A 15,388-nucleotide genomic window follows, 5' to 3' on the forward strand; every position below is an offset into this window, starting at 1 on the left:
AAAATAGGGATAATAAGTGGGGAAAGAAGGTGAATGAATTTTTAAGTGGGCCATGAAAACCGTAAATTAGAATGCAAAACCATTTAAATGAGTCAATTAAAGGTTATCACTATATGCTTTTTGTTATTAGGCTGTTCCAATGGGGCAACCGATAAACTTAACGGAGTGAGTTTTGTGGCTTCCCGGAATGCAGTGACCCAAAAAGATGTGGATGCTGTGCGTGATGTTTATGCCAAATGTGCCGCAGTAATGCCCTTTGGATTTATCCGTGACAAAGGATCTCCAGAAATTATTTTTGACACTTCCAGGCAGTGGTTCGGGGAAACTAGGACAGGAGCAAGGCAGTATGTAGAAATTTTACATAACAACGGCCTTAAGGTGATGCTGAAGCCTCAGATTTGGATTTCCAAGGGAGCGTTTACCGGAAATATAAAAATGGATACAGAGGAGGAATGGAAAACTTTGGAAAACTCCTATGAAGATTTTATAATGGCTTTTGCTTTGCTTGCGCAGGAGACAGGTGTGGATGCATTTTGTATTGGAACAGAGTTGGAGCAATTTGTACAACACCGTCCGGACTTTTGGTATTCTTTGATAAATAAAATTAGAAATATATACAAAGGGAAGCTTACCTACGCAGCTAATTGGGACGAATATAGTAGGGTTCCTTTTTGGGAGGAGTTAGATTTTATTGGTATAGATGCCTATTTTCCATTGTCCGATCAAAAAACACCAACGGTTGCTCAATTGAGGCAGGGCTGGCAACCTCATAAGGAAAGGATAAGATCTTTATCCCTAGCTAAGAATAAACCAATACTGTTTACAGAATATGGGTATAGGAGCAATAATTACGCGGCTAAACAACCGTGGTTGGTTTCCCATAGTCAGGATGATGTTAATCTGGAGGCGCAAGCAAATGCCCTTCAGGCTATTTTTGAGGAGTTTTGGGGCGAGGCGTGGTTTGCAGGGGGATTTGTATGGAAATGGTTTGTAGATCATGAGAAGTCGGGAGGACCAATGGATAATAGATTTACCCCTCAAAATAAACCTGCCCAGGAAGTGATAAGGAACTTTTATAGGCAGTCTTCCTGAAAAGGAGGGGGTTCTTTGCCAAGTGCCCTATGCTACCCCTGCTTTTATTACTTAAAACGTTGAAGTGTTAATAGAACAAATCCCTAAGGGCTTATTATTTCGGCAGTGTTTTTGATGCTTTATATATAAACTTATTATGGTGCTAAGCAAAAGAACATATCTACTGGGCTGCTTGTTGGGACTGATATCTTTTTATGGAGGAGCGCAGACCTCCACAAAGAAGGTGGTCGCCGAGAAAGGGGATGGTATCTATTCGCTTCTTAGAAAACAAGGAATGAGTCCTGCTAGGCATTATGGCCATTTTATAGCCCTTAATAAAGAGAATTTATGGGAGGGCACCCAGCTATATGAAGGCGAGGAATATCTGTTGCCTGTATTGAATCCCGATTTGGGAGACAAACCGGCTTCCTCTCCAAAAAGCACCCCAGGAATAGCCAAGGAGGCAACAGTAATCCACGAGCCATTATTTGGAGAGAAACACGCTGCGGTAACTAGGAAGAGCAACAAACTAAAAGGTGCTGTTTATTATTTAATCTCGGGACATGGCGGACCCGATCCCGGTGCTGTGGCAACCTATAATGGAAAGATGATTGCAGAGGATGAGTATGCGTATGATATTACCCTTCGCTTAGCCAAAGAGCTTATGAGTCATGGTGCGGAAACCTATATTATTGTTCGAGATCCCAATGATGGGATACGGGATAACAGGTTCTTGAAGGCAGATAGGGATGAGGTAGTGCTTCCCAAAGCCATAATTCCCTTAAACCAATTAGAACGATTACAGCAACGCGTAGCGGTAGTGAACAAGCACTACTTAAAGAATAAGGGGAAATATCAGCGGCTAATTGTAACCCATGTGGATAGTAGGGGGAAAGGCCAGAATATAGATGTGTTTTTCTATCACCATGAAAAGAGTAGGAATGGCAAGCATTTGGCAGAGCATATCCATGAAACATTTTATAATAAATACAAACGGTATCAACCCAATAGAGTTTACGAAGGTAGTTTTAGTGATCGTAGCGGCTTGTATTTGGTGAAGAACACCTTGCCAGCCATGGCCTACATCGAAATAGGGAATATTAGGAATAAAAGAGACCAAAAACGTATTTTGGAACCTAATAATAGGCAGGCATTGGCAAAATGGATTTCTGAAGGGATAATTTTAGATCGTTCAAAAAGGGGGTATTAAGGGTTTAGTCTACAATGTGTTTTTTATAATAATTATATAATTGATCCGGGCCAGAGCCAAGTACTCGTTGTAAGTGAATCATGCCAAAGTGATATTGTAGCCTAACCGTGCCTAATTCCTCATATTTTCTAGCCGAAGTGATAACATAATGGGGCAAAACCGTAAATTTTTCCGCCTTGTACAGGCGACCTATAAGTTCGGAGTCTTCATAAATAAGAAAGGCTTCTCGATACCCGTCCAGTTTTTGAAAAAGTGCTTTTTCTACAAAAAGCGATTGATCTCCCCCGCGACAAAGCTTGTGGTTAACTCGGCTAAACCAGGCGAAAAATTGGAGAAACCTGCTATTGGTGTCAAATTTCATCCTAAAGCAGCCCGCTTTAATTCCAGATTTGTATGCGTTAATTATAAAGTGATCGAACCCTCTTGGAGGAAAGGTGTCTACGTGGAGGAAGTAGAGAATATCCCCACTGGCGTATTGGGCTCCTAGATTCATCTGTGTTGCGCGACCTTTTCGGGACTGTAAGACGGTGGCGCCACTGTCTTTGGCAATGGCTATGGACTGATCGCTGCTACCGCCGTCTACCACGATAATCTCCTTAACCGTATTTGGATTGCTATTTTCCCTTAGATATTCTAGAAGCTTGTGAATAATGGCAGCCTCGTTAAATACCGGGATGATAATGCTAATAGTTTGGGGGTTATTTGGTGTCATTCAGGGTCCAGTTATAATCTAAATAATCAATCTTGGTATTGGCATTTAATGGAGTGTGTGCGTATCTGTTGATATACTCCCTAAGGGAGCCTTCCTGGGTGAAATCATTTTTAAACCATCTGAAAATTTTGGAAAGGGAGGCCCTATCCTCCGTTATAATATTACGACTTTTATCATTAATAAAATCAACCGCTGATTGTTCCAAAAGCAACTCCAAATTAGACGCCGTAAAGGCGCGATCTATTAGTTTGGGGCAGGAATAGGAGGCGCAATTAATGGCAAAATGAATTCGGGGTTCGTTCATTTTTCTAAGAATTTTATGCTCTAGGTCTCCTAGGGAGATCATTTGGTTTCCTATAGCAACTATTCGTTGGCCCCAGGGGTTTCTTAGATCTTTGATGCTCTTTAGCGGGTAATTATCAATAATGAGCTTTACGGTGGCCGCATTGTACAGATTGATATAATAGGCCAGTTTTTCTTGGCGATCCGTACCATCCGTGGGACCGTTGTATTTTAAATAATCTAGGTACTCATTAAGTCTATTGATATCCTTTTTAAAGCTGCTGTAATTTACAAAACCATTTTTGTCCAGGTGTTCCTGTAGTAGGTTGCTCCAAAGGGAATGGTCTGTTTGTGAAATTTTTTCCACCCCATTGTTCACCTTAACCAACGCTACTTCCGTGGGGATAGGGAGTTGGTTAAGGGAAAATAGCAAGAGCAATAAATAGATTGTATTTGTCATAAACTGTTATTGACTCTGTGGGTGTTTGGGGGGAAGTGGCAATACTCACTTCTGTAATTTTTAGCAGCAACCGCCCCCGTTATAATGCCAGGTGCTTTCACTAATATGGATGTCCGGATTGCTTTTTTGTAAGCTAGCAGCTGTTTTGTCACAAACTGCCAGGGGTTGGTTTTGCATCAATACATGGCCTTCTTGGTCGTCAAAATACTCCTCGTCTCCATAATAGATAGCAGTCTTTCCAGTAAAAACACAAGGTCCGTCCTTGGGCATAGGGTCTTTAATGGCAGCAATTTCTATAGACTCTATAAAGATAAGTTCTTCGGTAGGGTAGTGGTTTGGGGACAGTACCCTGTACGATTTTCTTGCTCTAATTTCAATGGTGCCAAAGCCGGCATCGGTAAGTACCTTTACGTACTCTTTTAAGGGGATGCTCCCACTAAGGCAGAGTGCGCGTAACCTATCGTCGTTTCTTAGGGTCTCGTTCATGGGCTGTTCACAAATGGGGTCGCTCATTACCAATCGCCCATGTGGCTTTAGAACGCGATACATTTCGGAAACCGCTTTTTTTAAGTCCTCGGCCTTAAAAATATTAAAGAGGCAATTTTGAGCCGCCACGTCAATACTTTCATCGGGAATAGGTAGGCTTAGGGCATCCCCCTTTTTTAGGTCTACAAATTCGCTCTTGAACCACGGATTCTCCTTGGCCGCAATTTTAAAATTGTTGCGAGAGGCTTCCAGCATTTCATCTACAATATCTACCCCAATTACACCTCCTTTTTGTCTGGAGAAATAAGCAAATTGTAGGAGCTCCATGCCACCACCTACGCCAACGTAAAGTACTTTGGGGTTGTTGATGAGGTCTTGGGGGGAAATGGTGCTTCCGCAGCCATAATTCATCTCCTGCATTATTTTTGGAATGGAAAGCCCGGGAAATTGCCATATCGGATTGGTGGTGCAGCATAGGCCAACATCGGGGGTTAATGCGGCATCTTTATATAATTCGTTTGTTGCATTTAAATAACTCATGGGGATAATATATTAATGGGCTAAGAATCTTAATTCCGTGCCTTTGTTTTAATGGGTTTGTTTCTAATAATATAATCGTCGTTCTAACCTTTATAAACTTTCTTTGTAGGGAGTTGATTTATTACTTTTTATTTTTCTTTTGGGCATCTTAATCCAACGCGGGCCAATCTTAAAACTCCAGACTTTGTGAACTTCCCTGGTTAGAGTTGACCGTTTTAGTAGGCAAAATCAGATAAAGTCCAATGTTACATACTTGTTAAGGTCTAAAGTCTCAGAGATAAGAGGTTACAGGCTTATGCCAACTAAGGTACTCAATACTCACTACTTTGTACTTACAACTCTATACTCCCTTTATCAATTCGCGGAACAATTTTATCATCTTGGGTTCGGTGGTGGTAGCTATTTCAATAATCTCCTCAATATTCACGGGCTGTAGATTTTCTGGATCACACTCATCCGTTAATACGGAAATGGCCACCACGGGCAGGTTTAAATGGTTGGCAACGATTACTTCGGGCACTGTGCTCATTCCCACCGCATCGGCTCCCAACATTTTTAACATTCGGTATTCTGCTCTGGTTTCCAATTGCGGACCTAATACGGAAACATACACACCTTGTTGTAAACTAATGTTCTCCTGCTTGGCAATGGATATAAGTTTAGTGCGCATTTCGGAATCATAAGGGTTGCTCATATCGGTGAATCTACTCCCAAATTCGCCCACATTTTTAAAGGCCAAAGGGGAACCGCCTTGAAAATTAATATGATCTTCGATCAGCATAATCTCCCCTTTTTTAAAGTTTAGGTTTATGGCGCCGGCAGCGTTGGAAATTAAAAGCTTTTTAATCCCCAGGCGCTCCATCACCCTAATGGGATAGGTTACGTCTATAAGGTCGTAACCTTCGTATAGGTGGAACCTGCCCTGCATTACCACTACTTTCTTTCCTTCCAATTCTCCAAATATGAGTTTGCCAGCATGGAATTCAACCGTGGCCAAGGGAAAATAGGGGATGTGATTGTAGAAAGCCTCTATTGGATTTTCTATTTCACCGGCTAGCTTTCCCAATCCAGTTCCCAGTACTATTCCTATTTCGGGTTTATGAAACCCTTTCTCGATAAGATAATCTACAGATTCGTTCAGTTGTTTACTGGTCATAAGTTTTATTGTTTTTTTAAAAAAGGTTTAAATGCCGCTATGTCTTTTATATCCTCATAGTAGTCGATATCATTTTTGGGTGATAGTAAAAAATACTCTTCATCCTTTAGGTGTGCCAAGGTGTTTTTTAGCACAGTGTCCGTGCCCCAAGACTTATTCTTGAATAATTCAGGGGTGGGTGTTTTCATTCCCAATAGGTAATATCCGCCATCCAGGGCGGGACCCACCACATAGTCATTGGAATCCAACGCTTCAAAAGCGGCTTTAAGCTCGCTTTCATTTAGGTCGTACATATCGCTACCTATTACTATAATCTTTTCGTAGCCCTCCTTAAATCCATCTTCAAAAGCGTTACCCATACGTTCACCTAGATCTGTGCCTCGTTGTACTTTTTTCAAATAAGTATTGGGGTTCCACAAATCATCTTCATTGATATAATCCGAATAGCACACCCATTTATCCACCTCTAAATCGGTGGTGATTTTCTGTGTATGTAAAAGTAAGAATTTGTAAATATTCAAGGCGGCCTCATTTCCAATACTGGCGGCAAGTCTTGTTTTGCACTTGCCCAATACGGGGTTGCGGGTGAAAATTAAGAGTAAGTTTTTAGGCTTTACCATAGGGTAGGTAATTTTTATATTTTAATTGGATCAATGTACTGCTCTAAGTAAAGATTTCCAATTATTCCTTTCTCGTTTCTCTAATGATAAACTTTTTCACCATGGGTTAAAAGCCTTCCCCAGTATCTGTTGTACGCATGTACGCTGTCCGTTTCTTGGCCCCTTGAATTGTATACGGGATTACCTTGATTTTTCCATTTGAAGATGTCGCCGTATAAATTAAGCACTTTGGTGTATCCCAATTGTCTTAATTTTTCCCCTATATGCTCGGACCGGATGCCAATGGAGCAGTAAACCACCAAAGGGGTATTTTTATGGGGAATTAAAGATTGGATATCCGTAGCGTTAAATGTCTCATATCCTATCCATAATGCCTCTGCTAGTCGGCTAACGGCATATTCTTTGCTTTCTCTGGCATCCAATAATGTGTAATGGGTGTGGAGTTTAAGTTCTTTAGTGGTAATATAAGGTACACTGTGATTGTTTAACTTTTTTAGGGTGTCTTCTATCCTTGGCTGTCCATGACTTTTAAATAGGCAAAGAAAGAGCGTAGCAAAGGGTAATAGATTTTTCACGTGGTAAGGTGGGGTTAAAAACCAAATATACTATTTACTGTGATCAATAATAGGCCGGTGCGGTCTTGTGATGGACTTCTCTTTATAGATGGGAGGCTAGTGGTTGGACTTAAAGTTTGTTCTTTTAGACCGGTTAAAATTTCACTTATTCCCGTAAATTAGCGTTGCTAAAGGGGGCAAATAAAAAAAAGCCCTTGAAAAATCAAGGGCTTTCGAGGTGGTGCCTCCAGGAATCGAACCAGGGACACATGGATTTTCAGTCCATTGCTCTACCAACTGAGCTAAGGCACCATAACGTCTGTAAGCGGGTGCAAATATAAATTCAATTTTAAGATATACAAACAAAAATGAAGAAAAAGCTCGTAGTTTTTTTACAAATAGTGATATTTGCGATATGAACTTAATTATCGATGCGGGGAATACCCTAGCAAAAATGGCGGTTTTCAAGGGTCGGGACATAATTAGTAGCCGTAAGGTGCCCCTGAAAGATTTTGCTGAGAATGTGAAAATAATATTTTCTGAATTCAGCAGTATAGAATATACCATGCTTTCTACAGTAGGGGCATTGAGTGATGCTGAAATAAATATGGTGGCTGTTTTTTGTCGGGTCCACATTCTGAGTCATACTACCAAAGCACCTTTTAAAAATTCCTATGCCACGCCCCAAAGCTTGGGTGTAGATCGCATTGCCTTGGCAACGGCGGCCTTTTATCACAATCCCCATGGTAATACCTTGGTGATAGATGCAGGAAGCTGCATTACTTATGATATTATTAACGATTATGGGGAGTATTTAGGAGGGGCAATCTCTCCTGGGGTAACCATGCGGTATAGGGCACTGAATAATCAGACGGCCAAATTACCGCTTTTGGAAAAAGCCCCTATCAACGACTTCATCGGGAATACCACGGAAACCAGTATTCACAGTGGAGTGGTCAATGGAGTTTGTAACGAAATAGATGGCGTAATTTCACAATATCAAAGTAGATTTGCAGATTTAACAGTTATTTTAACAGGGGGGGATGCGCAATTTTTGTCAAAACGATTAAAAAATACCATATTTGCGCATTCTGATTTTCTCCTTCTGGGGTTAAATCATTTGCTGGAATACAACAAACGCTAGATGATCAAAAATTTTATAATTGCAATTTTATGCGTAACTTCGGTTAGCATATATGCCCAAAACAGTACAGTGTCCCCATATTCATATTTTGGTATAGGGGATTTTAGGGCAACCAATTCGGTAGAGAATAAAATGATGGGCGGTTTAAGTGTCTATGGAGATAGTATTCATATCAATTTAAATAACCCTGCCGCCTACGGAAAATTGGGCCTAACTACCTATACGGCGGGCCTATCACGAAACGAATATAATTTTAAGACCAACACCTCCAATGAGAGTGCCTCAGTTTCCAATTTGGATTACCTGTCCTTAGGTTTTAGGCTGGGTAAAGGATTGGGAATGGGTTTTGGTATTATGCCCTATACCTCGGTAGGTTATAATTTTCAATCAGAGCGTACCCCTGCCGGTCAGGGAACGGTTAGGGAATCATTCTCTGGTTCTGGAGGGGTTAATCGCGTTTACCTATCTGTGGGGTACGAGATGATAAAGAATTTGAGTGTAGGGGTGACTTCCAATTTTAATTTTGGAAATCAGGAAATCAATACTATACAAACAACCGAAGGGGTGCAGTTGGGTTCCTTTAATAGGGTGTCTTCAAGAATTAATGGATTCGATTTTAATTTTGGTCTCAATTATACTCCTAAGATAGATGGGAAGCATACGCTGTTTTCCAGTGTTATAGTAAATACGCAGGCAAATCTAGTTTCTAGAAATACCCGCACCATTGGCTCATTCTCCACCGCAAACGGTATGGATGTAGAGGTGATAGCGGTAGATTTAGAGGCTAAGGGGCTGGCGAGAACAGGGGTTCAAATTCCTACCACCACCACCTTGGGGTTGGGATATGGCCTAGATAGAAAGTGGTTTCTAGGGGCCGAGTATAGCTTTCAAGAGTTGAGTACTTTTGAGAATGAGTTGTCGCCTGCGAGTAATTTAGAATATCAGAATGCTAATACCATTAGGTTTGGAGGGTATTATATCCCCGAGTATAATTCCTTTTCTAGTTATCTAAAACGTGTTACCTATAGGGCTGGTGCCAGTATAACTACCTCAGGGATTGTGGTAGATAATAAAGAGATTAATGATTTTGGCATAACTTTTGGACTTGGTTTGCCACTAGGACAAGGAAGAGAATTTTCTAACGTGAATATTGGATTTGAACTAGGTAGAAGAGGAACCAAATACGGAGACTTGGTAGAAGAGAACTATTTCAAGGTAAATTTAGGTCTTTCTTTAAATGATACAGGTTGGTTCTCCAAGAGGAGGATTAATTAATAAAATGCTTACTACATTAACCACTTTAAAATATACAGACTTATGAAAAAGAAACTCTACATTGCAGCGATAGCCTTAATGGGAACTGTAGGTATGGGGCATGCACAGGCACAGAATCCAGAGTGTATGACCAACTTATCCATATACACCGAGCATGTAAAGGTTAAAAATTACGACGCGGCCTATACGCCATGGAAAATGGTGTATGAAAACTGTCCTACCCTAAACTGGGCTAACATTCTATATGGCGCCAGAATATTAAAGGATAGGATAGATAATTCTACCGGAGATGCAAAAGCTGCTAATATTAAAGAACTCTTGGAGCTTTATGATAATCGTATGAAGTATTTTGCGGCTAAGACCAGTGTCGCAGAAACCATCATTGATAAGGTGTTGCTGAAGTTTGATGAAAAAATGATTTCTAACGAGGAGATTTATTCAGAGTTGGACAAAGCCTTCAGAGAAGATCCAGCAAATTATAAGAACCCAAAAGCCCTTTATCTATATTTTTCCAGTTTGGTAGATCTTCACGCTGAAGGAAAGAGAGACATAGAGGAAGTATTTGAAAGGTATGATGCGGTTACGGAAAGGATAGAAGAGGAGAATGAAAAGTTGACTGCTTCTATTGCCAAACTATTGCCAAAAGAAGACGCAGGTACTTTAACTGCTAGAGAAAAAAGACAGTTGAGATCTTTTAATAGCTATTCCGAGAATTACGGAAAGATATCTGAAAGTATTGATAGTAAGTTGGGTGCTCTGGCAAACTGTGAGAACTTAATCCCTCTTTATAACAGGAGTTTCGATGCTAAGAAGGACGATATCACTTGGGTAAAAAGAGCAGTGGGAAGAATGTATAGCAAAGAGTGTACAGAAGATCCTTTGTTTAGAAAGTTATTTGAGGCGCAATTGGCCATGGAGCCATCTGCTAGTGCTTATATGTACGGAGGTACCCTAAAAAATAATGCAGGAGACACCAAAGGTGCTATTGCCGATTTTAACAAGGCGTTAGAGTTGGAGACAGATTCTAGAAAGAAGTCTAACATTGCCTATAGAATTGCTACTAGCTACAGAAGAAGTAGTAAGTCTACCGCTAGGAGTTACGCTCAAAAAGCAATAGATGCTAATCCGGCGAATGGAAAAGCTTATTTATTGATTGCTAGTTTGTATGCTTCTAGTGCTAATGACTGTGGGGAGACTCCATTTGAGAAAAGAGCGATCTACTGGAAAGCCGCAGAAATGGCTCGTAAGGCAGGGCGTGTAGATCCTGCGGTTAGCGGAAGCTCTGCACAGGCAGCAACAAGCTACGATGCTAAAGCTCCATCCAGAACAGATATCTTTAACTCTGGAATGGCTGGTAAGACTATATCTTTCTCTTGTTGGGTTGGAGGTAGCGTAAAGGTGCCTAGCTTATAAGATGGTATTGAGTAGAATATATAAACTAACTAGCATTGCCGTAGTCTTTTCTATGGCAATGCTTTTTTGTTCCTGTGCCGATAATTATAAAAGGGTAGGGGACGAAGCCATCAAAAAAATGTTTCCCAGCGGGATTGCGGAAGATTTTACCTTAACCTACACCGAGACTTCAGACGCGAAAAATGAGGATGGGTCGTATGGCTCTAGGGTGATAGCTGTTTTGAAAAGCCCCGTCAGCAATGATTTTGATAACTTAGACTTCCCTCATAGGACTTTTCCAGATGGATTGAAGGTAGAGTTCTTTGATGAAAAAAGGATGAAAACTACAGTTACAGCAGATTATGGGATTATATATTCCCGGACAAATCTCATAGATTTGCAGGGTAATGTAGTGATAGAAACCGAAGATGGTAAAAAATTAGAAACACCTCAGTTGTACTGGGATAGGAAGAACGACTGGATCTTTACCCAAGAGAAATTTAAATACACCAATCCAGAGGAAGGAACCGTTATGGATGGGGAGGGGATGGATTTTAATAGGTCGTTTAGTTTCCTACATGCCAATAGAACCTATGGGATAATGAGTATAAAAGAGAAAAAGGATGATTAAGATTTTAAGGTACACAGAGTATATTTACTTGGCCGTAGCGGTAATTTCCGTTTATGAAATTTATGCAGAGTGGAATTTGGACAGGAACCGGGCTTATCTGTTTGTGTTCTTTGCAGTAGTTTCTATAGGGATGTTTATTTTTAAAAAGTCCTACAGAAAACGGTTCGAGGAACGTCAAAATAAAAATAAATAGTAGTCTTGGAGGCAACAATAATCGTTATTGTTATTTCATTACTTTTTTCCGCGTTTTTTTCGGGGATGGAGATTGCATTTGTTTCTGCGAACAAGATCCATATCGAAATAGAAAAGAAACAGGATAACTTTATGGCGAGGGTGCTTACCCTCCTTACCAAAAGACCTTCCAAGTTTATTGCTACCATGTTAATTGGTAATAATATTGCTTTGGTGGTGTACGGACTGTTCATGGGAGATCTGTTAATGGAGTTGTTTTCGGGCTGGCAGACTTCTTCCATCGGTTTTGTGAGGTTGGTTTTCACAGATTTTAGCCTGATTACCCAAACGGTTATTTCTACCTTGATCATATTGCTGACTGCAGAATTTCTGCCCAAGGTTCTTTTTCAAATCTATAGCAATACCCTGCTGCGCGTATTGGCGTTCCCCGCCTATGTGTTTTATTTGCTGTTCTCCTTAATTTCCGATTTTGTTATCTGGATATCAGACTTTATTCTAAAGGTGTTCTTTAAGACCGATGGGGATGAGGTGCAATTGGCATTCAGTAAAATGGAGTTGGGCGATTATATTACCGAGCAAATGGAGGCAGTGGAAAAGGAGGATGAAATTGACTCTGAAATTCAAATTTTTCAAAATGCTTTGGAGTTTTCGGCTGTAAAAGCAAGGGAGGTAATGGTTCCTAGGACCGAAATTGTTGCGGTAGAGCTTCATGAGACTCCTAAAAACCTAAAGAAACTCTTTGTAGAAACCGGTTTTTCTAAAATTTTGGTGTTTAAAGATACTATAGATGACGTTATTGGCTATGTGCATTCCTATGAGCTTTTTAGGAAGCCTAAGACAATAAAGAGTATTCTGATGCCGGTAGAGTTTGTTCCAGAGACCATGCTGATCAACGATATCCTGAATATTCTCACCAAAAAAAGGAAGAGTATTGCAGTGGTGTTAGATGAGTATGGAGGTACCTCTGGGGTGATGACCGTAGAGGATATCGTAGAGGAACTGTTTGGCGAAATAGAGGACGAGCACGATTCTACGGATCTTCACGAGGAAGCATTGGATGGGAGTACTTTTAAGTTTTCCGGAAGGTTAGAGGTAGATTATGTTAACGAGCAGTATAAGCTAGATCTTCCAGAAAATGACGAGTACGAAACCCTGGGCGGATTAATCATGAACGAAACGGGGGAGATCCCAGATCAAGATTCTGAAATTAGAATCCAAAATTTCCTTTTTACCGTATTGGAAGTGTCCAGTAATAAAATAGATCTTGTTTTGTTAAAAGTTTTAGAAAAAGATTGATTATTCCACTAATTTTTGGTGTTTTTTAGTTTTTATTATTTCAAAAGAAAGTAGTAGTTTTGCGACCCTATAGGTATAGGCTTAATTTTAAATAGATTACATAATGGCAGTATTAGAGAATATAAGGAAACGGACAACCGTGTTAATTTTGATCATAGGTCTGGCCTTGTTCGCATTTGTTATTTCGGGAGTTCTCAGCAGTGATGAGCTGGGTGGCGGAGCTAAGGTAGGGTCTTCCGTTGCCGAAGTAAATGGGGATAAAATTTCCATTGATCAATTTAGACGGAACGTGGAAGCATATTCTAGAATGGTGGGGCCATCGGCCTCGTCCATGCAATTGGTAAATCAAGTGTGGGAAAGGGAATTGAGAACTACTATCCTAAACCAGCAGTTCGAGGATTTGGGAATACAAGTGGGGCAAGATCAAATTATCAACTATATTAAAACCATTCCCTCCTATGTTCAGAATCCTGAATTTCACGATGCCAACGGTGTTTTTGATGAAAACAGGTTTAGAGCTGCCGTAGCAGATTGGAAAGAGAATAATCCAGCGCGTTATAACCTGTGGTTGCAAGATGAGCAAGCCATTATACAGAATGCCAAGGAGCAGTCCTATTTTAATTTGGTAAGAGCCGGAGTGGCTTCTACCCTTAAAGAGGGCGAGCTAGAGTATAAGTTGGCTAATAATAAAATTGATATTTCTTACGTAAGAGTGCCCTACGCCTCTATTCCGGATTCTACTGTGTCTGTGAGTAAAAAGGAAATTGAAGCGTATATAAAAGAGCATAAGGAAGATTTTAAACAGGAAGTGGCTAGAGATATCCAGTTTGTTTATTTTGAGGAAAAACCATCTGTGGAGGATGATGCTCAGGTGAAGGCCGAAATAACCAATCTATTGGATGACCAAGTAGTATACAATGCCCAGAAAGATGCAAACGATACCGTACCTGGATTTAGGAATGCAACGGATGTTGCTGCTTTCTTGGATCGTAACTCCGATATAAAATACGATACCATCTACAAGGCTAAAAATGAGTTGTCTGCAAAATTTGCAGATTCCCTAATGGCATTGCCAAAAGGAGCGCTATTTGGTCCTTATTTGGATGGTGGTTATTACAAGGTGTCCAAAATGATGGATAAAAAGGCCAACGGTTCCGTAAAGGCAAGTCATATTTTGATTGCTTATGAGGGGGCGCAAAACGCAAATCCGCAAGTAACCAGAACTAAGGAGGAAGCTGAGACAAAGGCAAGAAATCTTCTTAGAGAAGCCAGAAACAATAAAGAAATTTTCACCCAATTGGCCAGAGATAACTCAGACGGACCGTCTGCGCCAAGAGGTGGTGATCTTGGGTATTTCCAAGAAGGAGTTATGGTAGAGGAGTTTAACGACTTTGCATTTAAGAATTCTGTAGGTACCGTTGGTATGGTGGAAACCGATTTTGGATTCCACGTAGTGAAGATCGATGATAAGCGCGATGTGGTTCAATTAGCTACTTTGGCAAGGGAATTGGAGCCTTCCGATGAGACTATCAATGCCCTTTTCACCGAGGCTACCAAATTTGAAATGGATGCTATTAATAGCAAGGACTTTTCTGCTACGGCTAAAGCTGGTGACTATGTAATTAGACCGGTAAATAAAATTAAGGCAATGGACGAAAACCTTCCAGGCTTGTCTGCACAGCGAGCTATCGTGCAGTGGGCTTTTAATGACGCTACCAAGTTAGGTGATGTAAAGCGTTTCGACCTAAACAATGGGTATGCCGTGGTTCAACTTACTGCAAGTTATAAGGAAGGACTTATGGCAGCAGAAGATGCTTCCATAATTGTGCTGCCTAAAATTAGAAATAAGAAAAAAGCAGCGCAGATTATCAATGCTAACAAGGGGAAATCCATGGATGCATTCGCAAGCGACAACAATGTTAATAAGGCCACGGCCTCTGCTTTAACGATGAAGTCGCCCATTATTCCAGGTGCAGGTTCTGAGGCGTATGTAGTTGGTTCTGCATTTGCATTGGAGCAAGGTGCTACCTCGGAGTTGTTAGAGGGTGAGACCGGCGTTTATATGGTTACTGTAACAAAGAAGGAGGAGGCTCCGGAATTGGATAATTACAGTACCTATGCCAATAACCTTCAGGCATCTGCAGCAGGAAGAGTAGATGTTTCTGTATACAACGCATTAAAAGAAGCGTCGGAGGTTGTAGATAAAAGAGCTACGTTTTACTAGTAGTTTCTAAACACGATAATAAAAAGGCGGATCTTTTAAAGATCCGCCTTTTTTTATGCCTTATAAGCTAATGGTGGAGGTTGTTATTATGTGGGGGAAGTGTGCTGGATTGCCGTAAAATCCATGCCTGAGAGCTTATTTCT

At 40.7% G+C, this 15,388-nt stretch carries 15 protein-coding genes and 1 tRNA gene; 9 read left to right on the forward strand and 7 right to left on the reverse strand.

Features of this window, described 5'->3' with window-relative positions:
- The first annotated feature begins 87 nt into the window (after nt 1–87).
- Both BV214_RS02735 and BV214_RS02740 read left to right on the forward strand, forming a co-directional pair.
- Nucleotides 88–1,092 (forward strand): glycoside hydrolase family 113, encoded by a 1,005-nt coding sequence (locus BV214_RS02735; RefSeq protein ID WP_086475929.1) that lies wholly within the window; start codon nt 88–90, stop codon nt 1,090–1,092.
- A gap of 136 nt (nt 1,093–1,228) precedes the next feature.
- Complete coding sequence (locus BV214_RS02740) at nt 1,229–2,281, forward strand: N-acetylmuramoyl-L-alanine amidase family protein (RefSeq protein ID WP_086475930.1); 1,053 nt, start codon at nt 1,229–1,231, stop codon at nt 2,279–2,281.
- Nucleotides 2,282–2,285: 4 nt separating this feature from the next.
- On the opposite strand, the gene BV214_RS02745 is transcribed toward BV214_RS02740, so the two are convergent.
- The 7 genes from BV214_RS02745 to BV214_RS02775 all read right to left on the reverse strand — a co-directional run bounded on the left by BV214_RS02745 (nt 2,286) and on the right by BV214_RS02775 (nt 7,403).
- Nucleotides 2,286–2,993, reverse strand: a complete 708-nt coding sequence (locus BV214_RS02745; RefSeq protein ID WP_086475931.1) for a TIGR04283 family arsenosugar biosynthesis glycosyltransferase — start codon at nt 2,991–2,993, stop codon at nt 2,286–2,288.
- Entirely contained in the window at nt 2,980–3,735 is a 756-nt protein-coding gene (locus tag BV214_RS02750) for a DUF547 domain-containing protein (RefSeq protein WP_086475932.1), read from the reverse strand. The genes BV214_RS02745 and BV214_RS02750 overlap by 14 nt, the downstream gene beginning before the upstream one ends.
- A gap of 60 nt (nt 3,736–3,795) precedes the next feature.
- Complete coding sequence (arsM, locus tag BV214_RS02755) at nt 3,796–4,761, reverse strand: arsenosugar biosynthesis arsenite methyltransferase ArsM (protein WP_086475933.1); 966 nt, start codon at nt 4,759–4,761, stop codon at nt 3,796–3,798.
- A 340-nt stretch (nt 4,762–5,101) separates the two neighbouring features.
- Entirely contained in the window at nt 5,102–5,917 is an 816-nt protein-coding gene (locus BV214_RS02760; RefSeq protein ID WP_086475934.1) for a purine-nucleoside phosphorylase, read from the reverse strand.
- A 5-nt stretch (nt 5,918–5,922) separates the two neighbouring features.
- A complete protein-coding gene (locus BV214_RS02765) occupies nt 5,923–6,537 on the reverse strand; it encodes a TIGR04282 family arsenosugar biosynthesis glycosyltransferase (protein ID WP_086475935.1) in 615 nt (204 codons plus the stop codon).
- Between the two features lie 80 nt (nt 6,538–6,617).
- Nucleotides 6,618–7,112, reverse strand: a complete 495-nt coding sequence (locus tag BV214_RS02770; RefSeq protein WP_245806735.1) for a rhodanese-like domain-containing protein — start codon at nt 7,110–7,112, stop codon at nt 6,618–6,620.
- Between the two features lie 218 nt (nt 7,113–7,330).
- Nucleotides 7,331–7,403: transfer RNA gene (locus BV214_RS02775), tRNA-Phe, on the reverse strand.
- 103 nt (nt 7,404–7,506) lie between these two features.
- On the opposite strand from BV214_RS02775, the gene BV214_RS02780 reads away from it, so the two are divergent.
- The 7 genes from BV214_RS02780 (at nt 7,507) to BV214_RS02810 (ending at nt 15,245) form a co-directional block, all read left to right on the forward strand.
- The gene (locus tag BV214_RS02780; RefSeq protein ID WP_086475936.1) at nt 7,507–8,235 is read left to right on the forward strand and encodes a type III pantothenate kinase; all 729 of its coding nucleotides are present in this window, start codon (nt 7,507–7,509) and stop codon (nt 8,233–8,235) included.
- A 69-nt stretch (nt 8,236–8,304) separates the two neighbouring features.
- Nucleotides 8,305–9,510 (forward strand): hypothetical protein, encoded by a 1,206-nt coding sequence (locus tag BV214_RS02785; protein WP_317045156.1) that lies wholly within the window; start codon nt 8,305–8,307, stop codon nt 9,508–9,510.
- A gap of 42 nt (nt 9,511–9,552) precedes the next feature.
- Nucleotides 9,553–10,923, forward strand: coding sequence for a tetratricopeptide repeat protein (locus BV214_RS02790; RefSeq protein WP_086475938.1), 1,371 nt, complete (start codon nt 9,553–9,555; stop codon nt 10,921–10,923).
- A 1-nt stretch (nt 10,924) separates the two neighbouring features.
- Nucleotides 10,925–11,533 carry an LPS export ABC transporter periplasmic protein LptC gene (gene lptC, locus BV214_RS02795; protein ID WP_086475939.1) on the forward strand — a complete coding sequence of 203 codons (609 nt, stop codon included), beginning with the start codon at nt 10,925–10,927 and terminating at the stop codon, nt 11,531–11,533.
- Nucleotides 11,526–11,726 (forward strand): hypothetical protein, encoded by a 201-nt coding sequence (locus BV214_RS02800; RefSeq protein WP_086475940.1) that lies wholly within the window; start codon nt 11,526–11,528, stop codon nt 11,724–11,726. The genes lptC and BV214_RS02800 overlap by 8 nt, the downstream gene beginning before the upstream one ends.
- 65 nt (nt 11,727–11,791) lie before the next feature.
- The gene (locus BV214_RS02805; RefSeq protein ID WP_394334909.1) at nt 11,792–13,021 is read left to right on the forward strand and encodes a hemolysin family protein; all 1,230 of its coding nucleotides are present in this window, start codon (nt 11,792–11,794) and stop codon (nt 13,019–13,021) included.
- Between the two features lie 103 nt (nt 13,022–13,124).
- Nucleotides 13,125–15,245, forward strand: coding sequence for a peptidylprolyl isomerase (locus BV214_RS02810; RefSeq protein WP_086475942.1), 2,121 nt, complete (start codon nt 13,125–13,127; stop codon nt 15,243–15,245).
- The last annotated feature ends 143 nt before the right edge of the window (nt 15,246–15,388 follow it).

Source organism: Arenibacter amylolyticus, from assembly GCF_002150785.1.
GTDB classification, from domain to species: Bacteria; Bacteroidota; Bacteroidia; order Flavobacteriales; family Flavobacteriaceae; genus Arenibacter; species Arenibacter amylolyticus.